Raw genomic sequence first — 16775 nt, 5'->3', positions numbered from 1 at the left:
GACGCCGCCGGCCTGCTGAACAAGACCTTCGGCACCGACGCCGTCAAGCGCGGCCTGCTCGTCGGCACCGCCACCATCACCGCACAGATCAAGTAACACCCCGCACCACCAAAGTCGGCCCGGACCACGCAGCAGCGCGGTCCGGGCCGACTTGCGTTGCGCGCCGTGCGTCGTGCGTCTGGTGGAACCGGGCGTACCTGGCAGAACCGGGCGTACCTGGCAGAACCGGGCGTACCTGGCAGAACCGGGCATACCTGGCAGAACCGGGCATACCTGGCAGAACCGGGCGTACCTGGCAGAACCGGGCGTACCTGGCAGAACCGGGCGTACTTGGCAGAACCGGGCGTACCTGGTGAGTTCTTTCGACCAGGTACGCCCGTTCTTGCGAACCAACGCGCGCGCGATGGGAAAGAACGGGCGCACAGGCGGACGGGAGGCCCGGTGCCAGCTGGCACCGGGCCTCCCGTCCGTCTCGTCACGCGCCGGGCCGGCGGGCGGCCGCCGTCGTCACGGGCTGGGCGACACCCCACGCGCTCGGGTTCGCGAGAACTGTCGCTCAGCGCGAAACACAGCCCAGCCCGCAGGCGGGGGCGGGCGCGGGCGCCGCTGCCGACACTCGGTCCCGCGGACACGTTGCGGGTACCGGGAGCCGCCGTCTGTCCGGCAGGGCGAGACTCGGTCGGCCGCGGCCACTCGGGCAACGAGCAACGCCCCGACCGGACCGGTCGGGGCGTTGCTCGTGGTGGTGCCGATCAGCGGATGATCGAGATGTTGTCCGCCTGCGGGCCCTTCTTGCCGGGCCCGATCTCGTACTGCACGTGGTCGTCCTGGGCGAGCGGCGGCGAGCCGGTCGCGGCGACGATGCTGGAGAAGTGCGCGAACAGGTCCTGGGACCCGTCGTCGGGGTGGATGAAGCCGAACCCCTTGCTGTGGTCGAACCACTTGACGGTGCCCGTCGGCATAGCGGTCAGCACGGCGTCAGTGGATGCGCAGCTGCGCGACCATGGGGCACGCGAAGGGGTCGCGGGCGGCGAGGCCGACGCGGTTGAGGTACCGGACGACGATGCCGTAGGAACGCAGCAGCGTGGTCTCGGTGTAGGGCACGTCCAGGGTGTCGCAGTGGTCACGGACGAGCAGGCGAGCCTGCTTCAGCGCCGGACGCGGCATCGACGGGAACAGGTGGTGCTCGACCTGGTAGTTCAGCCCACCCATCAGGAACGACACCCACCAGCCGCCACGGATGTTGCGCGAGGTGCGCACCTGACGGGAGAAGAAGTCGACCTTCGCATCGTGCGCGATCGTCGGCATGCCCTTGTGGTTCGGGGCGAACGAAGCACCCATCATCACGCCGAACACGGCCAGCTGCACCCCGAGGAACGCGCACGCCATCCCGAACGGCAGGAACCAGAACACGACCGTCAGGTAGATCGCGAACCGCGCCACGAGCAGGGCGCCCTCGATGAGGCGGTGCTTCTTGTCGGCCTTGGTGCCGTTGCCGGTGACGATCGACATCACGGCGTAGCGGTGCAGGTTCAGGCCCTCGAGCGTCAGGAGAGGGAAGAAGAGCCACCCCTGGAAGCGCATGAAGGTCTTCATCGCGCCGCCCTTGACGGCGGCGGCGTCCTCGGGCAGGAACCGGATGCCGTCGGGGGCGATGTCCGGGTCCTTGCCGACGGTGTTCGGGTTGCCGTGGTGACGCGTGTGCTTGTTCATCCACCACGAGTAGCTGAGGCCCACGAGGAACGTGCCGAGCCAGCGGCCCGCGCGGTCGTTCCACTTCTGGGACTCGAACACCTGACGGTGCGCAGCCTCGTGCGACAGGAACGCGAACTGCGTGAACAGCACGCCCAGCGCGCCGGCCACGATGAGCTGGAACCACGAGTCGCCGAGGAACGCGAACGCGACCCAGGTGAGGGCGAGGCTGCCGAGGAGCGCGCCGAACAGTGCCCAGTAGAAACCGGTACGACGGCGCAGGAGGCCGTTCTCCTTCACCTGCGCCAGGAGCGCGGAGTAGGTCGAGGTGCCCTTGCGGGCCCCCGTAGCGGGACGAGTGCGGGTGTAACCCGGAGCGAGCGGAGTGGTGGTCATGTGGACCGCCTTCCGGTACGGAGCGGTCCTTCAACCGATTCGAGGGAGTTCACGCGATTGCGCTTGCGGCGACCCTAGGGGCCGAACTTGCGTGTTCACCGTGGTGTCCAGAACACGTTGCGCAGTGCACGAACTCAGCCCGCGTGGCGCTCCGGACCGTCCGCGCACCGACCGGACGATGCACGCAACGTCTGCCCCGGGTACTCCCCGAACCGACGGAAGTACGTCCCCGAGAACCGCCCGAGGTGCCGGAAGCCCCAGGCCATCGCGGCCTCGCTGACACTGGTCTCGTGCCGGCTGCCGGACTCCAGCGCGGCGTGCACCCGGTCGAGCCGCATCCGCAGCAGGAACGTCATCGGCGAGACACCGTGCTCCCGCATGAACGCCGTCTGCAGGGTCCGCGGGCTCACGCCCACGGCGTCGCAGATGTCGGCCAGGCACAACGTCCGCTCGCAGTGCCCTTCGAGGTAGGCCTCGGCGAGCTCGACCGTCGACGGCGTCACCGCACGGCGGAGGACAGCGGCCGTCCGGACGCCGAAGGCTCCCAGCACGGCTTCGACCAGCGCGACCTGCGCGGCGTTCCGGGTGCCCGAGGTGAACCCGTCGCGCGTCGCGGTGACGGCCACCTGCTCGACGCACCGGCGCAGGTGTTCGAGGGCCGCGACGGCGGGCTCGGCACCCCGGGTCGGCAGTTCGGGCGCTGCGGATCCCAGCGACGAGCACACCTGGTCGAGGAGCGCCCGGTGGATGCTCACGAGCTGCAGCGTGCCCTTCGGGGCGCGCACCGAGAACTCCCCGGCCGTCGGCATCAGGACGGGCGTGCCCGGGCGGGTCTCGAGGACGACGCCGTCCTCGACGGCGATGTGGACACCGCCGGTGCTCGACCACCCGACGACGATGCGGTCGATGGGCTCGAAGACCCCGGAGAAGCCGGAGGTCGTCGACGCTGTGACGAGGCTCACGCAACCGTCGCGGCGGGTCCGGTAGCGGAACCGGAACGGCAGCCGGAAGGCGTCGTCCTCGACGTCGAACCGCACGTCACGGCCGTGCCCGGCCTGGGCGAGCACGCGTGCGGCGAAGGCCCGGTCGGTACCGGATCGTTCGGTGCGGCGTCGCTGCGCGTCGATCCTCGCGGTGACGGTCCGGGCGCCGTCGGTCCCGTGGACCGCGGTCAGCACGGTGCCTCGTCGACGTGCTGTCCGCAGCGGTGTTCGAACCAGGCGCGGGCGTCCTGCAGGCTCGCTCGCCGGTCGTGCTCGTGCAGCGCCGCCATGAGCGTGCAGTCGAAACCGTCCACCGTGCGCTCGATGAAGCCGAGGAGCATGTCCGGGTCCCCCCATGCAGCTGCGGCGTCGACGACCCGCCAACACCCGGCGTCGACCGGCTGGAAACGGATGTCCGTCGGGTCCGTCGCGGCGAGCGCCCGGATCCGATCGGTGTGGACGACCTGCTGCCAGACGGCGGCCTCGGTCATCACGGTCGTGGATCCCTGGCGGTGTCCCATCGCGCCTCCCTGTCGGTTCGATGTGGCGCACCGATTTCGACGGCGGTGCACGAGACACTTTCAGTATCGACAGGACGATTCCGGTCATGTCAGGGGTTGACTTCGTACCGCGCAAGGTGGACCATCCGCGGCCTCGATCGGAGCCCTGGGAGCGCGCCATCGGCGGGTCCCGTACGGTCGGCACATGAGCGACGGGAGCAGCGCGACCCAGGACGGCCCGCCCCGACTCTCGCGTGCGGTCCGGGATGCGATGCGGTTCGTCCACGAGCACGCGGCGACCCACATCACCGTCGCCGACGTCGCCGCGGCCGTGCAGCTGTCGCCGCGGAGCCTGCAGAAGCGGTTCCAGGCCGAGATCGGGCAGTCCCCGGGAACCTTCCTGCGCGCCGTGCGCCTCGAGGGGGTCCGTCGCGCTCTGCAGGCGGCGTCCGGTGCGCCGGACCGGCGGACCATCGCGGAGATCGCCGAGCGCTGGCAGTTCAGCAACGCGGGCCGGATGGCTGCGGCGTTCCGCGCGGCGTACGGCATCGCGCCGTCGTCGGCGCTGCGCTCCTTCGTGCCCGAGGACGACGACGGCGCACCGAGCCTGTCGGACCGGAGCCAGCGACGCTTCCGCCTGGTGCTCGACTGCGAGGTCGACGTCGACGACGCGAAGGCGGTGCTCGCCGGTGCCCTGCAACGCGCGGGGGCCGGGCCGTGGCGTGATTACCGACCGGACGGGGGCAGCGAGGACCTGATGGCGTTCCTGCTCGGCAACGCGGTGCGGACGGTGGTGCGTGAGACCCCGGGCGTGAGCCTCGTCGCCCTCGATGCGATGCTCCGGGTGCAGGACGAGCAGGGGTCGTACCCGCCCGCAGAGCTCCCTGCCTGGCGCGCCGGCCCACCGCCGAACGTGCCTGCGCCGTCCGGATCGTCCGACACCGCCCAGCGCGTAGGATCGAGAGACGGCAGGGAAGGCGCCCATGGATGACGCATTCGAGCGTGCACTCCGTGCGCTCCGGTCGGCGGAGATCGCCGACGACGAACTCAGTCGGCCGTTCGCGCTCGCGCTGCCGATGGGCGGTGTCTCGATCTCGACGTTCGGTGAACTGTGCCCGAGCGAGACCGTGTCCGCGACCGACGACGTCGCCACCCGCGTCGACGAGATCCAGTTCGACCTGTCCGAGGGGCCCTGCTGGACCGCGCTGGCGAACGATGCCCCGGTCCTGGAGACCGACGTCGTCCGTCGACCGAACGCCGCGTGGCCCGCCTTCAACGAAGCCGTGCGCAGCGAACCCGTCGGCGCGGTCTTCGCGTTCCCGGTCGCCTTCGGGCCGTTCCCGCTCGGCGCGGTCGACGTGTACGTCCCGCAGCCCGCGACCATCGAAGACGGCACCGTGCGCCAGGCCATGACCCTCGCCTCGGCCGTCAGCCGCCGGGTCCTGCGCCGGGCACTCCGCTCCATTGCGGACGAGGACGACGCCCTGCTCGACCGGAGCCCGTCGTCGCGGCGCGTGGTGCACCAGGCCACCGGGGTCGTGCTCGCGCAGCTCGACATCAGCCCCGAGGACGCCTACCTGCTGCTGCAGGGCCACGCCTTCGCCCGCCGGACGACGATGCGGCGGGTGGCGGAGGAGATCCTCGACGGCACGGTCCGGTTCGAGAAGCGCGGCGACCTGATCGAGGAGGTCCAGTGACGACGGCAGGCCGAGAAGCCCGGATCCTCGAGACGTTCACGTCGCTCGCCGACACCCTGGTGGACGCGTACGACGTCGTGGAACTGCTGCAGACCCTGGTCGAGACGTGCGCCGACGTGCTCGGCATCGACGCCGCGGGCATCCTGCTGGCGAACGACGACCAGGAGCTCGAGGTCGTGGCCTCCACCTCCGAGGCGACCCGTCTCGTCGAGGTGCTGCAGCTCGACGCCGAGGCCGGCCCCTGCATGACCTCGTTCGCGACCGGACGGGTCGTGACGTGCCCGGACATCGAGGTCGCACCGGCGGATTGGGCGATGTTCCGCACGGGTGCGCTCGCGCTCGGGTTCCGGTCCGTGCACGCCGTCCCGCTCCGGCTGGGGAGCAACGTCATCGGCACGCTCAACCTGTTCGGGGCCGGCGTCGGTGCCCTCGCGGAGTCGGACCTGCGCGTCGCCCGGGCCCTGGCGGACGTGGCGACGATCGGCATCCTGCACGAACGGTCCCTGCGCGAGCACGAGATCGTCCGCGCGCAGCTGCAGCGGACCATCGGGTCGCGCGAGGTGATCGAGCAGGCCAAGGGCGTCGTGTCGTACCTGCGCGGCGTCTCGATCGAGGACGCCTTCGCGGTGATCCGCGGGTACGCGCTCGAGCACCACGAGCCGCTCTCCGAGGTCGCCCGCGCGATCGTGCAGCGCCGACTCGTCCCCTGACGACCACGAGCGAGCACGGCCCGGCCGGTCCGACGCGTCCGGCAAGTCCCGCCCGCTACGGTGAGCGGATGGGCAAGGTCACGCTGCAGGACGTCGCCGCGCACGCCGGCGTCTCGATGAAGACCGTGTCCAACGTCGTCCGCGGCTACCAGCACGTCAGCGACCCGATGCGCAGCCGGGTGCAGGCCGCGATCGACGAGCTGGGCTACCGCCCCAACGTCTCGGGCCGGTCCCTGGCGACCGGACGCTCGAACATGCTCGCCTTCGCCTTCCCCGACCTGCGGCGTCCGTACTTCGCCGAACTCGCCCACGTGTTCTCGCGGGTGTGCGCCGACCGCGGCTACCAGCTCCTGCTCGAGGAGACCGGCGGCGACCCCGACGGTGAACGCTCAGCGGTGCGGGGACGCGAGGCCGGTGTGGTCGACGGGGTCGTGATCCACCCGCAGGTGCTCACACCCGAGGCCATCGACCGGATCCGGGGGGACACCGCCGTGGTGTTCCTCGGCGAGGACGTCCGGCCCCCGCACGCCGACCAGGTCGTGATCGACAACGCCGGGGCCGCCACCGAGGCCGTCGCGCACCTGGTGGCGCTCGGCTGCCGCCGCATCGGGTTCTTCGGGCACGAGACCGGCCCGTCGTCGCGCACGTCCGGACTGCGTCTGGACGGCTACCGTGCCGGACTCGTCGCCGCGGGCCTGCCGCTCGACGACGCGTTGCTGGTCCCCCGCGAGGTCGGCGACGCCGCCGGCGCCGAGGTCGCCTTCGGCGCCGCGCTCGACGCCGGACTCCGCGTCGACGGGCTGCTCTGCCGCGACGACCTGGCCGCGCTCGGGGCACTCCGGGCGATGCGCCTGCGCGGCCTGGACGCCCCGGGCGACGTCGCCGTCGTCGGGTGGGACGCGGTCGGACTCGGGTCGAGCCTGGTGCCGAGCCTCACCTCCGTCGCGCCCGACACCGTTGCCCTCGCCGACACCGCGCTCGACCTGCTGGTCGAGCGGATGGACGGCTCCGACGTGCCCGGCCGGCTGGTCACGGTCGGCCACCGCCTGCTCGTCGGCGAGAGCGCGCCGTACGCGGACGGCACGTCCGACCGGGCGGCGCACCAGGGCGAGTGAACGGCGGACGGGAGGCCCGTGGCGGTGCCGCCACGGGCCTCCCGTCCGCCTTTCCCCCCGTCGATTGCCGTCAGCGGCCTGCGGGAGCCGACTCCCCCGGGTGCACGCTGCCGAGCAGCTCGACGACGACGTCCCGCAGGGCGTCTGGCAGCCGGACGGTGCCGAGCTCGACGATGCGGTCCGCACGCGGCAGGTCCTTTGCCACGACCTCCCACGCCTCGAGCTTCTCCGGGTTGCCGGCCTGCGCGCCCTCGAGGACCCGCCGCGCGGCCTCCCGCGCGTCGACGCCGACGACCGGAGCGCCGACCAGCGTGACCGATCCGCCCGACGCCGAGTCGACGGACAGGTCGACCGAGAACCGGTCGGCCGCACGTGCCGACGTCGGCTGCCCGTCGGCCGGCGCGGCGAGGAACGTGATCCGCCAGTCGCGGTGGGCGGGAACGACGTCGAGGGCCCCGGTGGTGGCGTGCACCCGGAACTCGGCGTGCGCTGGGTCCCAGGTCAGGCGGGTCCTGGCGGTGCGGCTGCCCTCGCCCTCGGGGTCCTCGACCAGGGTGAACTCGCCGGGCGCACCCGGCGCGACGAGGACCTCGAACGCCGTCGGGTTGACGGTGGCGTCGAGCTGGTCGGCCGCCGCGAGCGGCAGGATCCCACCGGCGCGCAGCAGGACCGGCACCGTGTCGAGCGTGCGGTGCAGGTCCACGAACCGGTCGCCCGCGTACACCGTGCCGGTGAAGACGTCGGTCCAGGTGCCAGGCGGCAGCCAGGCCCGGGCGACCCCGTGCCGGCTGACCGGGTCGCACGGCGTCACGATCGGGGCGACGAGCAGCTCCGAACCGAACGCGTAGGTGTTCGGCACCCGGTACGCCTCGTCGCGGCGCGGCTCCAGGTGGTACATCGGCCGGACCAGCGCGGTGCCCTCGGCGGTGCCGTGGTTCATGGTGTGCAGGTACGGCACCAGGCGGTGACGGAAGCGGAGTGCCTCGCCCATCGCGGCGCGGGCCTCGGCGGGGAACACCCACGGCTCCTTGCGGATGAACGGGTTGTTCGCGGAGTGCAGGCGCATGATCGGTGAGAACACCCCGAACTGCACCCAGCGGGTGGCGAGCTCGTCGTCGCGGACGCCACGGGTGTGGCCGCCGATGTCGTGGCTCCACCAGGGGTAGCCGATGTTCGCGGCGGTGGCGGTGAACTCGGGCTGGAACGCCAGGGACGCCCACGACACGACGGCATCGCCGGAGAACCCGACGGCGTACCGGTGGCTGCCGGGGCCGGCGTAGCGCGAGAAGGTCATGCCGTCGACGGGAGCCGGGGCCGAGGCCGTGTCCGCGCCGTCGTCACCCCTTGCGTCGGAGTCCCCCGATGCCGCGTGCCGCGCCGAGTCGAGCAGGTGGAAGTGGTTGAGCAGCCACAGCGGGTCGACCCCGGGCAGCCCGGTCTCACGACCCTGCTGCCAGTCGATCCACCAGAAGTCGACCCCCTGCTCCTCGAGCGGGCGGTGCAGCTGTTCGAAGTAGGCCTGCAGGAACCGCCGGTCCGTCGGGTCGAACGCGATCGGCTGCTCGGTCTCCGGGTCGACGCCCACCGCCCGCGCCACCGCGGGGTAGGCGTCCTCGAACGCCCGGACGCCGTCGGCCGGGTGCAGGTTCAGCGTCGTGCGCATCCCCCGGCGGTGGAGCTCTGCGAGGAAGGCCCGCGGGTCCGGGAACAACGACGGCTCCCACGAGTACCCCGTCCAGCCGTTGCCGAAGCGCAGCGGGACGGAGTCCACCCGGTGCCAGTCCATGTCGATGACGGCGACCGAGAACGGCAGGTGTTCGTCGGCGAAGCGGTCCAGCAGCTCGAGGTACGAGGTGTCGCTGTACGGGTGGTACCGGCTCCACCAGTTGCCGAGTGCCCACCGCGGCATCCGCGACGGCGACCCGGAGACGGCATGGTAGGTGCGGAGCGCGGCGTCGTAGTCGCGGCCGTACGCGAAGACCGTGACGTCGCGGCGCCCGGGGACCCGCGTGCCGATCCAGCCGTCGTCGGCGAACAGGAACGACTCGCTGTCGTCGAGCACGGTGATGCCGTCGCGGGCCAGGATCCCCGGTTCGAGCGGCATCCGGCCGTCGACGTCGTCGAGGGTGCGGCCGGTGCCGCCGAGGTCGCGCGGCTCCTGCCCCCAGCGCCAGCGGTTGGCGTCCGGGCCGGTGGTCTCGACGACCAGGCCGCTCGGGCTGAAGGGCCGGCCGTCGTAGCGCAGGCGGGCGCGGTCCGTGGTGACGACGACGCCGGTGCCGGTGCCGTCGGCGACGGCCGTCCGCTCCACGGTGAACGCCGGCACAGGCAGGCGGCGGCGCATCGCGAAGGTCGATGCCCGGTCCTCGAACCCGCCGTCGTCGCTCCACTCGATGCGGAACGCCCCGGCGTCGAGCACCGTGATGCGCCAGTGGTCGCCGGTGACGACAGCTGCGGGGTCGGCGACCGGGTCCGAACCCGGGAACGGACGGATGGTGGGGAGGACGGCGCCGGTGGTGCCGGTCGTGCTGGTGCCGGTGGTGCTGCTGCTCACGTGGTGCCTCTCAGCTCTTGACCGCGCCCTGCGTCACGCCGCTGATGACCCAGCGCTGCGCGAACAGGTAGACGATGATCGTGGGCGCCATCGCCATCAGGTACGAGGCGAAGGCGACGTTGTAGTTGGTGCCGAACTGACTCTGGAAGATGTTCTGCACCACGGGCAGGGTCTGCAACCCCGGATCCGCCGTGATGAGCGACGGCATCATGAAGTCGTTCCACGATGCCAGGAACGCGAAGATGCCGACCGTCGCGTTCATCGGGCCGAGGAGCGGCAGGATGATCCGCCAGAAGATCTGCCACGTGGACGCCCCGTCGATGCGGGCGCTCTCCTCGAGTTCGACCGGGATCGACCGCAGGTACGCCGAGTAGAGCAGCACGCTGAACGACAGTTGGAACATGGCGTGCAGGATCCCGACGCCGATCGGGTTGTCGAGGCCGATCTCGGCGGTCAGCTTGATCTGCGGCAGCGCCACCACCGGGAACGGCAGGAACATCGCCGCGAGCAGGTAGACGAACGAGTACCGGAAGAACCGCTTGTGCCAGTTCCGGACGATCGCGTACGAGGCGAACGAACTGAGCAGCAGCGTCGCGACGACGGTGAGCGCCGCGACGCCCAGGGACACCGAGAAGGACACCGGGAACCGGGTCAGCTGCCAGGCCTCGGCGAAGGAGCCCGGGTTGAACGGGAACGGCAGCGAGAGGGCGTTGCCGTCGACGGACTGCTCGGTCGTCTTGAACGCCATCGAGAGCGTCACGTACAGCGGGATGAGCACAGTCAGCGACGCGAGGCCGAGGACCACGGTCAGCGTCCAGTTCGTGCCGCCCAGTCGTCGGCGGTGGCCGCGGCCGGACCGTCCGCTGCCGCCGGTGGTCACGGCGCGGGTGTCGGTCGGGGGTCGTGTGTCGATGGCGGTCATGCGAGTCGCAGGTTCCTTCCGCGGGTCGCCGCGAGCTGCAGCACGGAGATGAGGACGGTGATGATGAAGAACACGGTCGCGTTCGCCATCTGGTAGGCGTAGTCGCCGCCGGTGAAGCCGCCGAAGATGGTCATCGCGACGCTGCTCGTCGCGCTGCCGGGGCCGCCGTTGGTCAGACCGACGATCACGTCGTAGGCGCCGAGGTAGCCCTTCACGCCGAGCACGGTGTTGATGACGATGAAGCCGCCGAGCAGCGGGAGCGTGATCGAGCGGAGCTGCTTCCAGCCGGTCGCGCCGTCGAGCGCACTGGCCTCGTACAGCTCCTCGGGGATGGACGTCAGGCCCGCCGTGTAGATGAGGAGCGCGCCGGGGACGGTCTGCCAGGCGGACACGATCACGATCGCGAGCCAGGCGAGGTTCGGGTCGCCGAGGATGCTCTGCTCGAGCGGGCCGAAACCGACGCTCGTGGCCAGGGCCGGCACGGTGTTCGAGAACAGGAAGTTGAACACGTAGGCGACGATGATCCCCGAGATCACCATCGGGATGACGAACACCGACCGCAACCCGGCGGCGAACCGGATCCTCTTGGCCAGGGCGATCGCCAGGGACAGCGCGACGACCTGCGTGACGACGACGGTGACGGCCGCGAAGCCGAGCGTGAAGCCGTACGACGCCAGGATCGCCGGGTCAGAGACGAGCGCCCTGTAGTTCTCGACGCCGATGAAGTCCCACTGCCCGAACCCGAGGTAGTCGGTGAAGCTGTAGAAGACGCCGACGCAGGCGGGGGCGACGACGAACGCCGTGAAGAGCACGAGGGCCGGCACGAGGAACAGGTAGTACATGCCCTCCGTCCGGTGGAGGGAACCCACACGACGGTGCGTACGGGACGCCGCGGTCGCCGGTCCGGAGGTCTCCGGGTCGGTGTCGCGGGAGAGCGGGGTCTGCATGGTCATGGTGACTCCTGTGTCCTGGTCCGGCTCAGACCGTCGCGGAACGGCCGGCGAGCCGCCGCCAGTCCGAGTCGAGCCGCTGCAGCATCGAGGTGAAGTCCCCGCTCCGGATCGCCGACTGCAGGTAGTTGCCGAGCGGGATCGACGTGGGGATGAAGGTGCCGGCGCCCTGGTAGAACGCCGCGTCGTCGACGTACTGCTGCAGGCCGGCGAGGCGCTCGTCCTGCTGCGGCGGTGCGTCGATGCGGGGCGAGTACGCCAGGTTGTCGCGGTTGTAGGCGTCGATGACGTCGGGCTGCATGAGGAACTCGACGAGCTCCTTCGCCTGCTCCGGGTGCTCGGACGCCGTGGGGATCCAGAGCCCGAGGTCGATGTTGACCCGGGCCTTGCGGTCGGCCGGGTCGTTCGACACCGGCAGGGCGAAGGTGCCGACGGGCAGCTTGTCGTCGATCAGCGCGATCTGCCCGAGCGCCCACGGGCCCTGCAGGTACATCGCGGCCTCGCCCTTGCCGAACGCCAGGTTGCCGTCGGCGTAGGCCCGGGTGGCGTGGTCGCGGTTGAAGAACGACGAGATGGTCTTCGCGCGCTCCATCGGCACCGCGAAGTCCTTCTCGAACGACACCTCGGAGTCCGGGCCGACGTCGGCGCCGAGGGCCTTCATCTTCCGGAAGAACGAGCCGGTGTCGACGAGGCTGCCCACCGAGTAGTCGAACAGGCCCTGCCAGAGCGTCCAGGTGTCCCGGTCAGTGGCGTAGATCGGCGTGATCCCGGCCTTCTGCAGCGTCCGGCAGACCTCGACGAACTCGTCCCACGTCGTCGGGACCGGCAGGTCGTGCTCGGCGAAGATCCGCTTGTTGTAGATCACCCCGGCCGCCGCGAGCGAGTACGGCAGCACGCTCGTGCGGTCCTCGAACTTCGCGTACTGGTTCGTCAGGGTGTCGATGTCCGGTCGGACCCGCGCTGCCGACGGCAGGTCGCTGAGGTCGCTGAGCACACCGCGCGAGATGTACCGGGCGAGCTCGAGGTTGTCGTTGAAGCACCCGACGTCCGCCGGTTCACCGCGCACGAACTGCGGGGCGATGGCCGCCGTGCTGTCGTGCACGACCGACATGCCGGTGTGCTCCCCCTCGAACTCCCGCAGCAGCTTGTCGAAGTACGCGATGACCTCCTGCTTCTGCTCGTAGAAGCGGAGCGTCGTGCCACCACCGGCGGCACGCCCCGGGGTCGCGCACCCGGCGAGCGCCATCGTGCCGAGTGCGATGCCACCGGCCGCGCCCGCGAGGAACCCCCGCCGGCTCACCGCCGCCTGGAGTGTTGCGGTCCTGCTTCCCACCATCGGGTCTCTCCCTCGTTGCGCATCGTCGCGCAGGCTCCTGTTTACAGCGCTGTAAAGCGTACGTCAACGTTGTAATCGCATGTGGCAGTGGGCGGTGCGCCCCACGGACGGGAGGCACGGTGCCAGCCCGCCCCGCGCCTCCCGGCCGCCGCACCGCGCGACCACGGCCGCGAGCCGCCACCTGGTGCGAGGTTGCGCACTCCGTGCGGCGCCCGCAGCGCCGCACGGAGTGTGGAAGCTCGCACGGAGCGCACCGCGCCCTCGGGACGAGCACGGCCGCTCGGACGGACACGGCACGGAGCTGGCAGGATCGTCTGATGGCTGAGGACGAACGGGACATCGCACTCCGGGTGGGGCACGAGGAGCTCCGCATCCGCGGGGTCTACGAGACCATCAGCATCATCAACGACGTGATGGTCGCGCTCTGGTTCATCGTCGGCAGCGTCCTCTTCTTCTCCGAGAGCACCACGACGGCCGGCACCTGGCTGTTCCTGATCGGGAGCATCCAGCTGCTCATCCGTCCCGTCATCCGGCTGTCGCGGAGACTCCACCTCGGACGGGTCGGCCGGGGGAATCCCACGGAGTCTGCGCGCGATTTCTGAACCACGACACGCCTGGGCGAACACACAGGATCGCGAGCAGGCACCATGGACTGCATGGCAAGCACCACTCCTCCCCTGCCCGGACCCGTGACCACGACGCCGCAGTTGCGGCGGTGGGTGTTCTGGCCCGCCGCCGTCATCGTGCTGGGGTTCGTGGCCTTCACCCTGATCTCCCCCTCCACCGCCGAGGCACTGTTCCTCGGTCTGCAGGACGGCATCGTCAAGAACTTCAGCTGGTACTACGTCCTGATCGCCGCGTTCTTCGTCGGCTTCTCGCTGTTCGTCGGCTTCAGCCGCTTCGGTGACATCAAGCTCGGCAAGGACCAGGACGAGCCCGAGTTCTCGACCGGTTCGTGGTTCGCACTGCTCTTCGCCGCCGGCATGGGCATCGGCCTCGTCTTCTACGGCGTCTCCGAGCCCCTCAGCCACTTCGCCTCCCCGCGCCCCGGCGTCACCGGCACCGAGAAGGAGCTCGCGCAGCAGGCACTGACCCAGACGTTCCTGCACTGGGGCCTGCACGCGTGGGCGATCTACGTCGTCCTCGGCCTGGCCCTGGCGTACGCGATCCACCGCCGGGGACGCCCGGTGTCGATCCGCTGGGCCCTCGAACCGCTGCTCGGCAACCGCGTGCGCGGCGGCTGGGGCAACCTGATCGACGTGATCGCCCTGGTCGGCACGCTGTTCGGCGTCGCGACCTCGCTCGGCCTCGGGGTCATCCAGATCGGCGCGGGGCTCGAGAGCGCCGGCATCGCCGACAGCAGCATCGTCAGCCAGATCGCGATCATCGCGGTGATCACCGCCGTCACGATCGTGTCGCTCGTCACCGGCGTGACCAAGGGCATGAAGATCCTGTCGAACTTCAACCTGCTGCTCGCCGCCGCACTGCTGCTCTTCGTGCTCATCGTCGGCCCGACGCAGTTCCTGCTCCGTGACTTCGTGCAGTCGATCGGCTCCTACCTGCAGAACATCGTCGGCCTGTCGTTCAACGTCACCGCCCAGCAGGGTGCCGAGGGCGAGGCCTGGCAGGGCGCCTGGACCACCTTCTACTGGGGATGGTGGATGTCGTGGGCGCCGTTCGTCGGTGTCTTCATCGCCCGCATCTCCAAGGGCCGCACCGTCCGACAGTTCGTGTTCGGTGTGCTGCTCGTGCCGACCGCGCTCACGTTCCTGTGGTTCGCCGTCCTCGGCGGCACGGCGATCCACCGCCAGACCGACGGTTCGGGCGGCCTGATCGGCTCGGACGGCTCGGTCGACATCGAGGGGTCGCTGTTCGCGGTCCTCGGCGACCTGCCCGCCGGCATGGTCCTGACCTACGGCGCGATCCTGCTCATCGGCGTGTTCTTCGTGACCTCGTCGGACTCCGGGTCGCTCGTGATGGCGATGATCGCGTCGGGCGGTGACATCGAGCCGAAGAACTGGCTGCGGGTCTTCTTCGCCGGTGTCGCTGCACTGCTCGCCGTCGCCCTGCTGCTCAGCGGTGGACTGAACGCGCTGAAGACGGCGGCGATCACGACCGCGTTGCCGTTCAGCATCGTCCTGCTGCTCACCTGTTGGTCGACGATCATCGCCTTCACCCGCGAGCGCCGTGCCTACGACAAGGCCGAGCGCGAGGTCCTGCTCGAGCACGTCGGCGCCTACTACGGCCTCGAGGTCGAGGCGCCGACCGAGCGTCCGGCACGGTCCGGCCTCGGCCGTCCGTGGGCCGCGGTGAAGAACCGCGTGCGCGGTGGCCGCGGAACCGCCTCCCCGACGGTGGAGGCCGGCGCGCTCGACGACTTCCCGGTGCGGCCGTCGTCGGTCTCGGCCGACCCGGCGGTCGACCCGAGCCTCGACGCGCGTCCGACGTCGGACGACGGGCCCGCGACGGAGCAGCCCGAGCGCTGACACGGCGCGCGGCGCGGCGCCACGCGCCACGCGCCACCCGCGCCGTGTGGTGCGAGGTTCCGTTCTCGGTGCGACGAACGTGCCCTCGCACCGGAGACGGAACCGCGCACGGGCGGTCGACGCAACCACCTGACGGACGGGAGGCGCGGTGCCAGCTGGCACCGCGCCTCCCGTCCGTCAGTGCGTCAGGTGTCGGTCCGTGCCGACGCGACCTCGAGGGTCACGACGACCGCCACCACGGCGAGCGCCGTGACCGGCAGCGACACCGCCGGCACCGAGATCGACGCGAGGACCACGAGTACCAGGGCCACCACGACGGCGTTGGCCCGTGTCGACAGCGACGGCCGGATCGCGAGCGCCCAGATCGACAGCACGAACACCGCGACCGGCACCGCGACGGTCGCGGCGACCGAGGCGGACGACAGCTCGACGTGGCCGGCGTCGGCGCTGACCGCGACCTCGATGCCGGCCGGCAGGGCACCGGCGGCGGCGAAGACGAAGTAGTGGCCGTAGCCGAACACGAGCGCGGTGGGCAGCGAGCGGATGTGCGCGTGCTGCTCGCGGGAGAAGTAGATCCACCACATGCCGACGGTGATCACGAGCCCGCAACCCGCGAGCGCCAGCAGGGCTCCGAGGTGCTCGGTGTGCGCGACGGCGTCGATCACCGCGCCGGCCGAGGCCACCAGCCCCTCGCCGAGGACGATGAGGGTGAACAGGGAGAACCGCTCGGCCAGGTGCCGGGTGTGCCACGGGGCTGTCCCCGTCGAGGTCTGCGCCCAGATCGGCACGGACAGTTCGGCGAGCACGAGGAACGGTGCCGCGTAGGCCCAGACGTCGTCGGGCAGGGCCAGCGAGACCACCCAGAGCAGCTGCACGACCGTGATGCCGACGGCGTGCAGGGTGGCGGTCCGGCGGTGGCGGGTGGAGGACGCAGCGGCGCGGATCCACTGCCCGACCAGGGCCAGCCGCATGACGACGTAGCCGATGATGCCGATCGTGAAGTCGTTCTCGACCATGGCCGCGTGCACCCCGGCGGCGAGGACGAGCACCCCGGCCATCTGCACGAAGGTCATCACGCGGTAGAGCCAGTCGTCGGTGTCGAACGACGTGGCGAACCACGTGAAGTTCATCCAGGCCCACCAGATCGAGAAGAACACCAGCCCGTAGGCCAGGACGGCGGAGGTGACGTGTCCCTCGAGCTCGATCTCGTGCAGGTTCGTGGCGGCGAAGCCCACCGCGACGACGAACACCAGGTCGAACAGGAGCTCCAGGGGGCTCGCCGCCCGGTGTCGCTGGTCGGGGTCGCGCGGCACCATCCGGCGCAGTCCGATGGTCGGCATGGGGCCAACGGTAGGGCATCCCCAGAACGCGGACCACTGACGGCGGGACCGGCCCTGCCGATCTGTCCGTGTGCAGGCCCCGCACCACCAGACC

General features: G+C 70.9%; 15 protein-coding genes. 6 read left to right on the top strand and 9 right to left on the bottom strand.

All coding sequences use genetic code 11. The features are described from left to right. Positions 1-752: 752 nt before the first annotated feature. The 4 genes from BR70_RS0102850 to BR70_RS23525 all read right to left on the bottom strand — a co-directional run bounded on the left by BR70_RS0102850 (position 753) and on the right by BR70_RS23525 (position 3592). Positions 753-974: a cold-shock protein gene (locus BR70_RS0102850; RefSeq protein ID WP_307858961.1), complete on the bottom strand. Its 222-nt coding sequence runs from the start codon at positions 972-974 to the stop codon at positions 753-755. Between the two features lie 4 nt (positions 975-978). After that, on the bottom strand, positions 979-2088 hold the full coding sequence (locus BR70_RS0102845; protein ID WP_027464839.1) for a fatty acid desaturase family protein: 1110 nt from the start codon (positions 2086-2088) through the stop codon (positions 979-981). 134 nt (positions 2089-2222) lie between these two features. Beyond that, complete coding sequence (locus BR70_RS22040; RefSeq protein ID WP_051596547.1) at positions 2223-3266, bottom strand: AraC family transcriptional regulator; 1044 nt, start codon at positions 3264-3266, stop codon at positions 2223-2225. Then, positions 3260-3592 (bottom strand): hypothetical protein, encoded by a 333-nt coding sequence (locus tag BR70_RS23525; protein WP_027464838.1) that lies wholly within the window; start codon positions 3590-3592, stop codon positions 3260-3262. Before BR70_RS23525 ends, BR70_RS22040 begins: the two co-directional genes overlap by 7 nt. A gap of 184 nt (positions 3593-3776) precedes the next feature. Between BR70_RS23525 and BR70_RS22035 the strand changes: the two genes are divergently transcribed. The 4 genes from BR70_RS22035 (at position 3777) to BR70_RS19185 (ending at position 7093) form a co-directional block, all read left to right on the top strand. After that, complete coding sequence (locus BR70_RS22035; RefSeq protein ID WP_051596546.1) at positions 3777-4562, top strand: helix-turn-helix transcriptional regulator; 786 nt, start codon at positions 3777-3779, stop codon at positions 4560-4562. Then, the gene (locus BR70_RS0102825) at positions 4555-5268 is read left to right on the top strand and encodes a GAF and ANTAR domain-containing protein (protein ID WP_027464837.1); all 714 of its coding nucleotides are present in this window, start codon (positions 4555-4557) and stop codon (positions 5266-5268) included. The genes BR70_RS22035 and BR70_RS0102825 overlap by 8 nt, the downstream gene beginning before the upstream one ends. Then, a complete protein-coding gene (locus BR70_RS0102820) occupies positions 5265-5978 on the top strand; it encodes a GAF and ANTAR domain-containing protein (RefSeq protein WP_027464836.1) in 714 nt (237 codons plus the stop codon). Before BR70_RS0102825 ends, BR70_RS0102820 begins: the two co-directional genes overlap by 4 nt. Before the next feature lie 68 nt (positions 5979-6046). Then, positions 6047-7093 (top strand): LacI family DNA-binding transcriptional regulator, encoded by a 1047-nt coding sequence (locus BR70_RS19185; protein WP_081827195.1) that lies wholly within the window; start codon positions 6047-6049, stop codon positions 7091-7093. A gap of 70 nt (positions 7094-7163) precedes the next feature. On the opposite strand, the gene BR70_RS0102810 is transcribed toward BR70_RS19185, so the two are convergent. Genes BR70_RS0102810 through BR70_RS0102795 form a run of 4 tightly spaced genes read right to left on the bottom strand, consistent with a single transcriptional unit; the run spans position 7164 to position 12819 of the window. Then, a complete protein-coding gene (locus BR70_RS0102810) occupies positions 7164-9647 on the bottom strand; it encodes a glycoside hydrolase family 31 protein (protein WP_027464835.1) in 2484 nt (827 codons plus the stop codon). Positions 9648-9657: 10 nt separating this feature from the next. Further along, positions 9658-10569 (bottom strand): carbohydrate ABC transporter permease, encoded by a 912-nt coding sequence (locus BR70_RS0102805; RefSeq protein ID WP_027464834.1) that lies wholly within the window; start codon positions 10567-10569, stop codon positions 9658-9660. Beyond that, positions 10566-11522: a carbohydrate ABC transporter permease gene (locus BR70_RS0102800; protein WP_027464833.1), complete on the bottom strand. Its 957-nt coding sequence runs from the start codon at positions 11520-11522 to the stop codon at positions 10566-10568. The genes BR70_RS0102805 and BR70_RS0102800 overlap by 4 nt, the downstream gene beginning before the upstream one ends. A 25-nt stretch (positions 11523-11547) precedes the next feature. Further along, positions 11548-12819, bottom strand: a complete 1272-nt coding sequence (locus BR70_RS0102795; protein ID WP_027464832.1) for an ABC transporter substrate-binding protein — start codon at positions 12817-12819, stop codon at positions 11548-11550. 353 nt (positions 12820-13172) lie between these two features. Here BR70_RS0102795 and BR70_RS0102790 point away from each other — a divergent pair, with 353 nt between their 5' ends. Beyond that, positions 13173-13457, top strand: coding sequence for a YrhK family protein (locus tag BR70_RS0102790; protein WP_027464831.1), 285 nt, complete (start codon positions 13173-13175; stop codon positions 13455-13457). 54 nt (positions 13458-13511) lie between these two features. Beyond that, complete coding sequence (locus BR70_RS0102785; protein WP_231495619.1) at positions 13512-15341, top strand: BCCT family transporter; 1830 nt, start codon at positions 13512-13514, stop codon at positions 15339-15341. 185 nt (positions 15342-15526) lie between these two features. Here BR70_RS0102785 and BR70_RS0102780 read toward each other — a convergent pair whose 3' ends face one another. Then, positions 15527-16681, bottom strand: a complete 1155-nt coding sequence (locus BR70_RS0102780) for a low temperature requirement protein A (RefSeq protein WP_027464829.1) — start codon at positions 16679-16681, stop codon at positions 15527-15529. Between the last annotated feature and the right edge of the window lie 94 nt (positions 16682-16775).

The sequence above is a fragment of the Curtobacterium sp. UNCCL17 genome (assembly GCF_000686685.1).
GTDB lineage: Bacteria > Actinomycetota > Actinomycetes > Actinomycetales > Microbacteriaceae > Curtobacterium > Curtobacterium flaccumfaciens.
Note: the sequence above shows the minus strand (reverse complement) of the source record. Positions and strands in the feature narration are given on the sequence as shown.

What these genes read in the sequence shown, in the direction of transcription:
- BR70_RS0102845 (WP_027464839.1), bottom strand. Translation starts at nt 2,088, where the DNA reads ATGACCACCACTCCGCTCGCTCCGGGTTACACCCGCACTCGTCCCGCT.
- BR70_RS23525 (WP_027464838.1), bottom strand. Translation starts at nt 3,592, where the DNA reads ATGGGACACCGCCAGGGATCCACGACCGTGATGACCGAGGCCGCCGTC.
- BR70_RS22035 (WP_051596546.1), top strand. Translation starts at nt 3,777, where the DNA reads ATGAGCGACGGGAGCAGCGCGACCCAGGACGGCCCGCCCCGACTCTCG.
- BR70_RS0102825 (WP_027464837.1), top strand. Translation starts at nt 4,555, where the DNA reads ATGGATGACGCATTCGAGCGTGCACTCCGTGCGCTCCGGTCGGCGGAG.
- BR70_RS19185 (WP_081827195.1), top strand. Translation starts at nt 6,047, where the DNA reads ATGGGCAAGGTCACGCTGCAGGACGTCGCCGCGCACGCCGGCGTCTCG.
- BR70_RS0102805 (WP_027464834.1), bottom strand. Translation starts at nt 10,569, where the DNA reads ATGACCGCCATCGACACACGACCCCCGACCGACACCCGCGCCGTGACC.
- BR70_RS0102800 (WP_027464833.1), bottom strand. Translation starts at nt 11,522, where the DNA reads ATGACCATGCAGACCCCGCTCTCCCGCGACACCGACCCGGAGACCTCC.
- BR70_RS0102790 (WP_027464831.1), top strand. Translation starts at nt 13,173, where the DNA reads ATGGCTGAGGACGAACGGGACATCGCACTCCGGGTGGGGCACGAGGAG.
- BR70_RS0102785 (WP_231495619.1), top strand. Translation starts at nt 13,512, where the DNA reads ATGGCAAGCACCACTCCTCCCCTGCCCGGACCCGTGACCACGACGCCG.
- BR70_RS0102780 (WP_027464829.1), bottom strand. Translation starts at nt 16,681, where the DNA reads ATGCCGACCATCGGACTGCGCCGGATGGTGCCGCGCGACCCCGACCAG.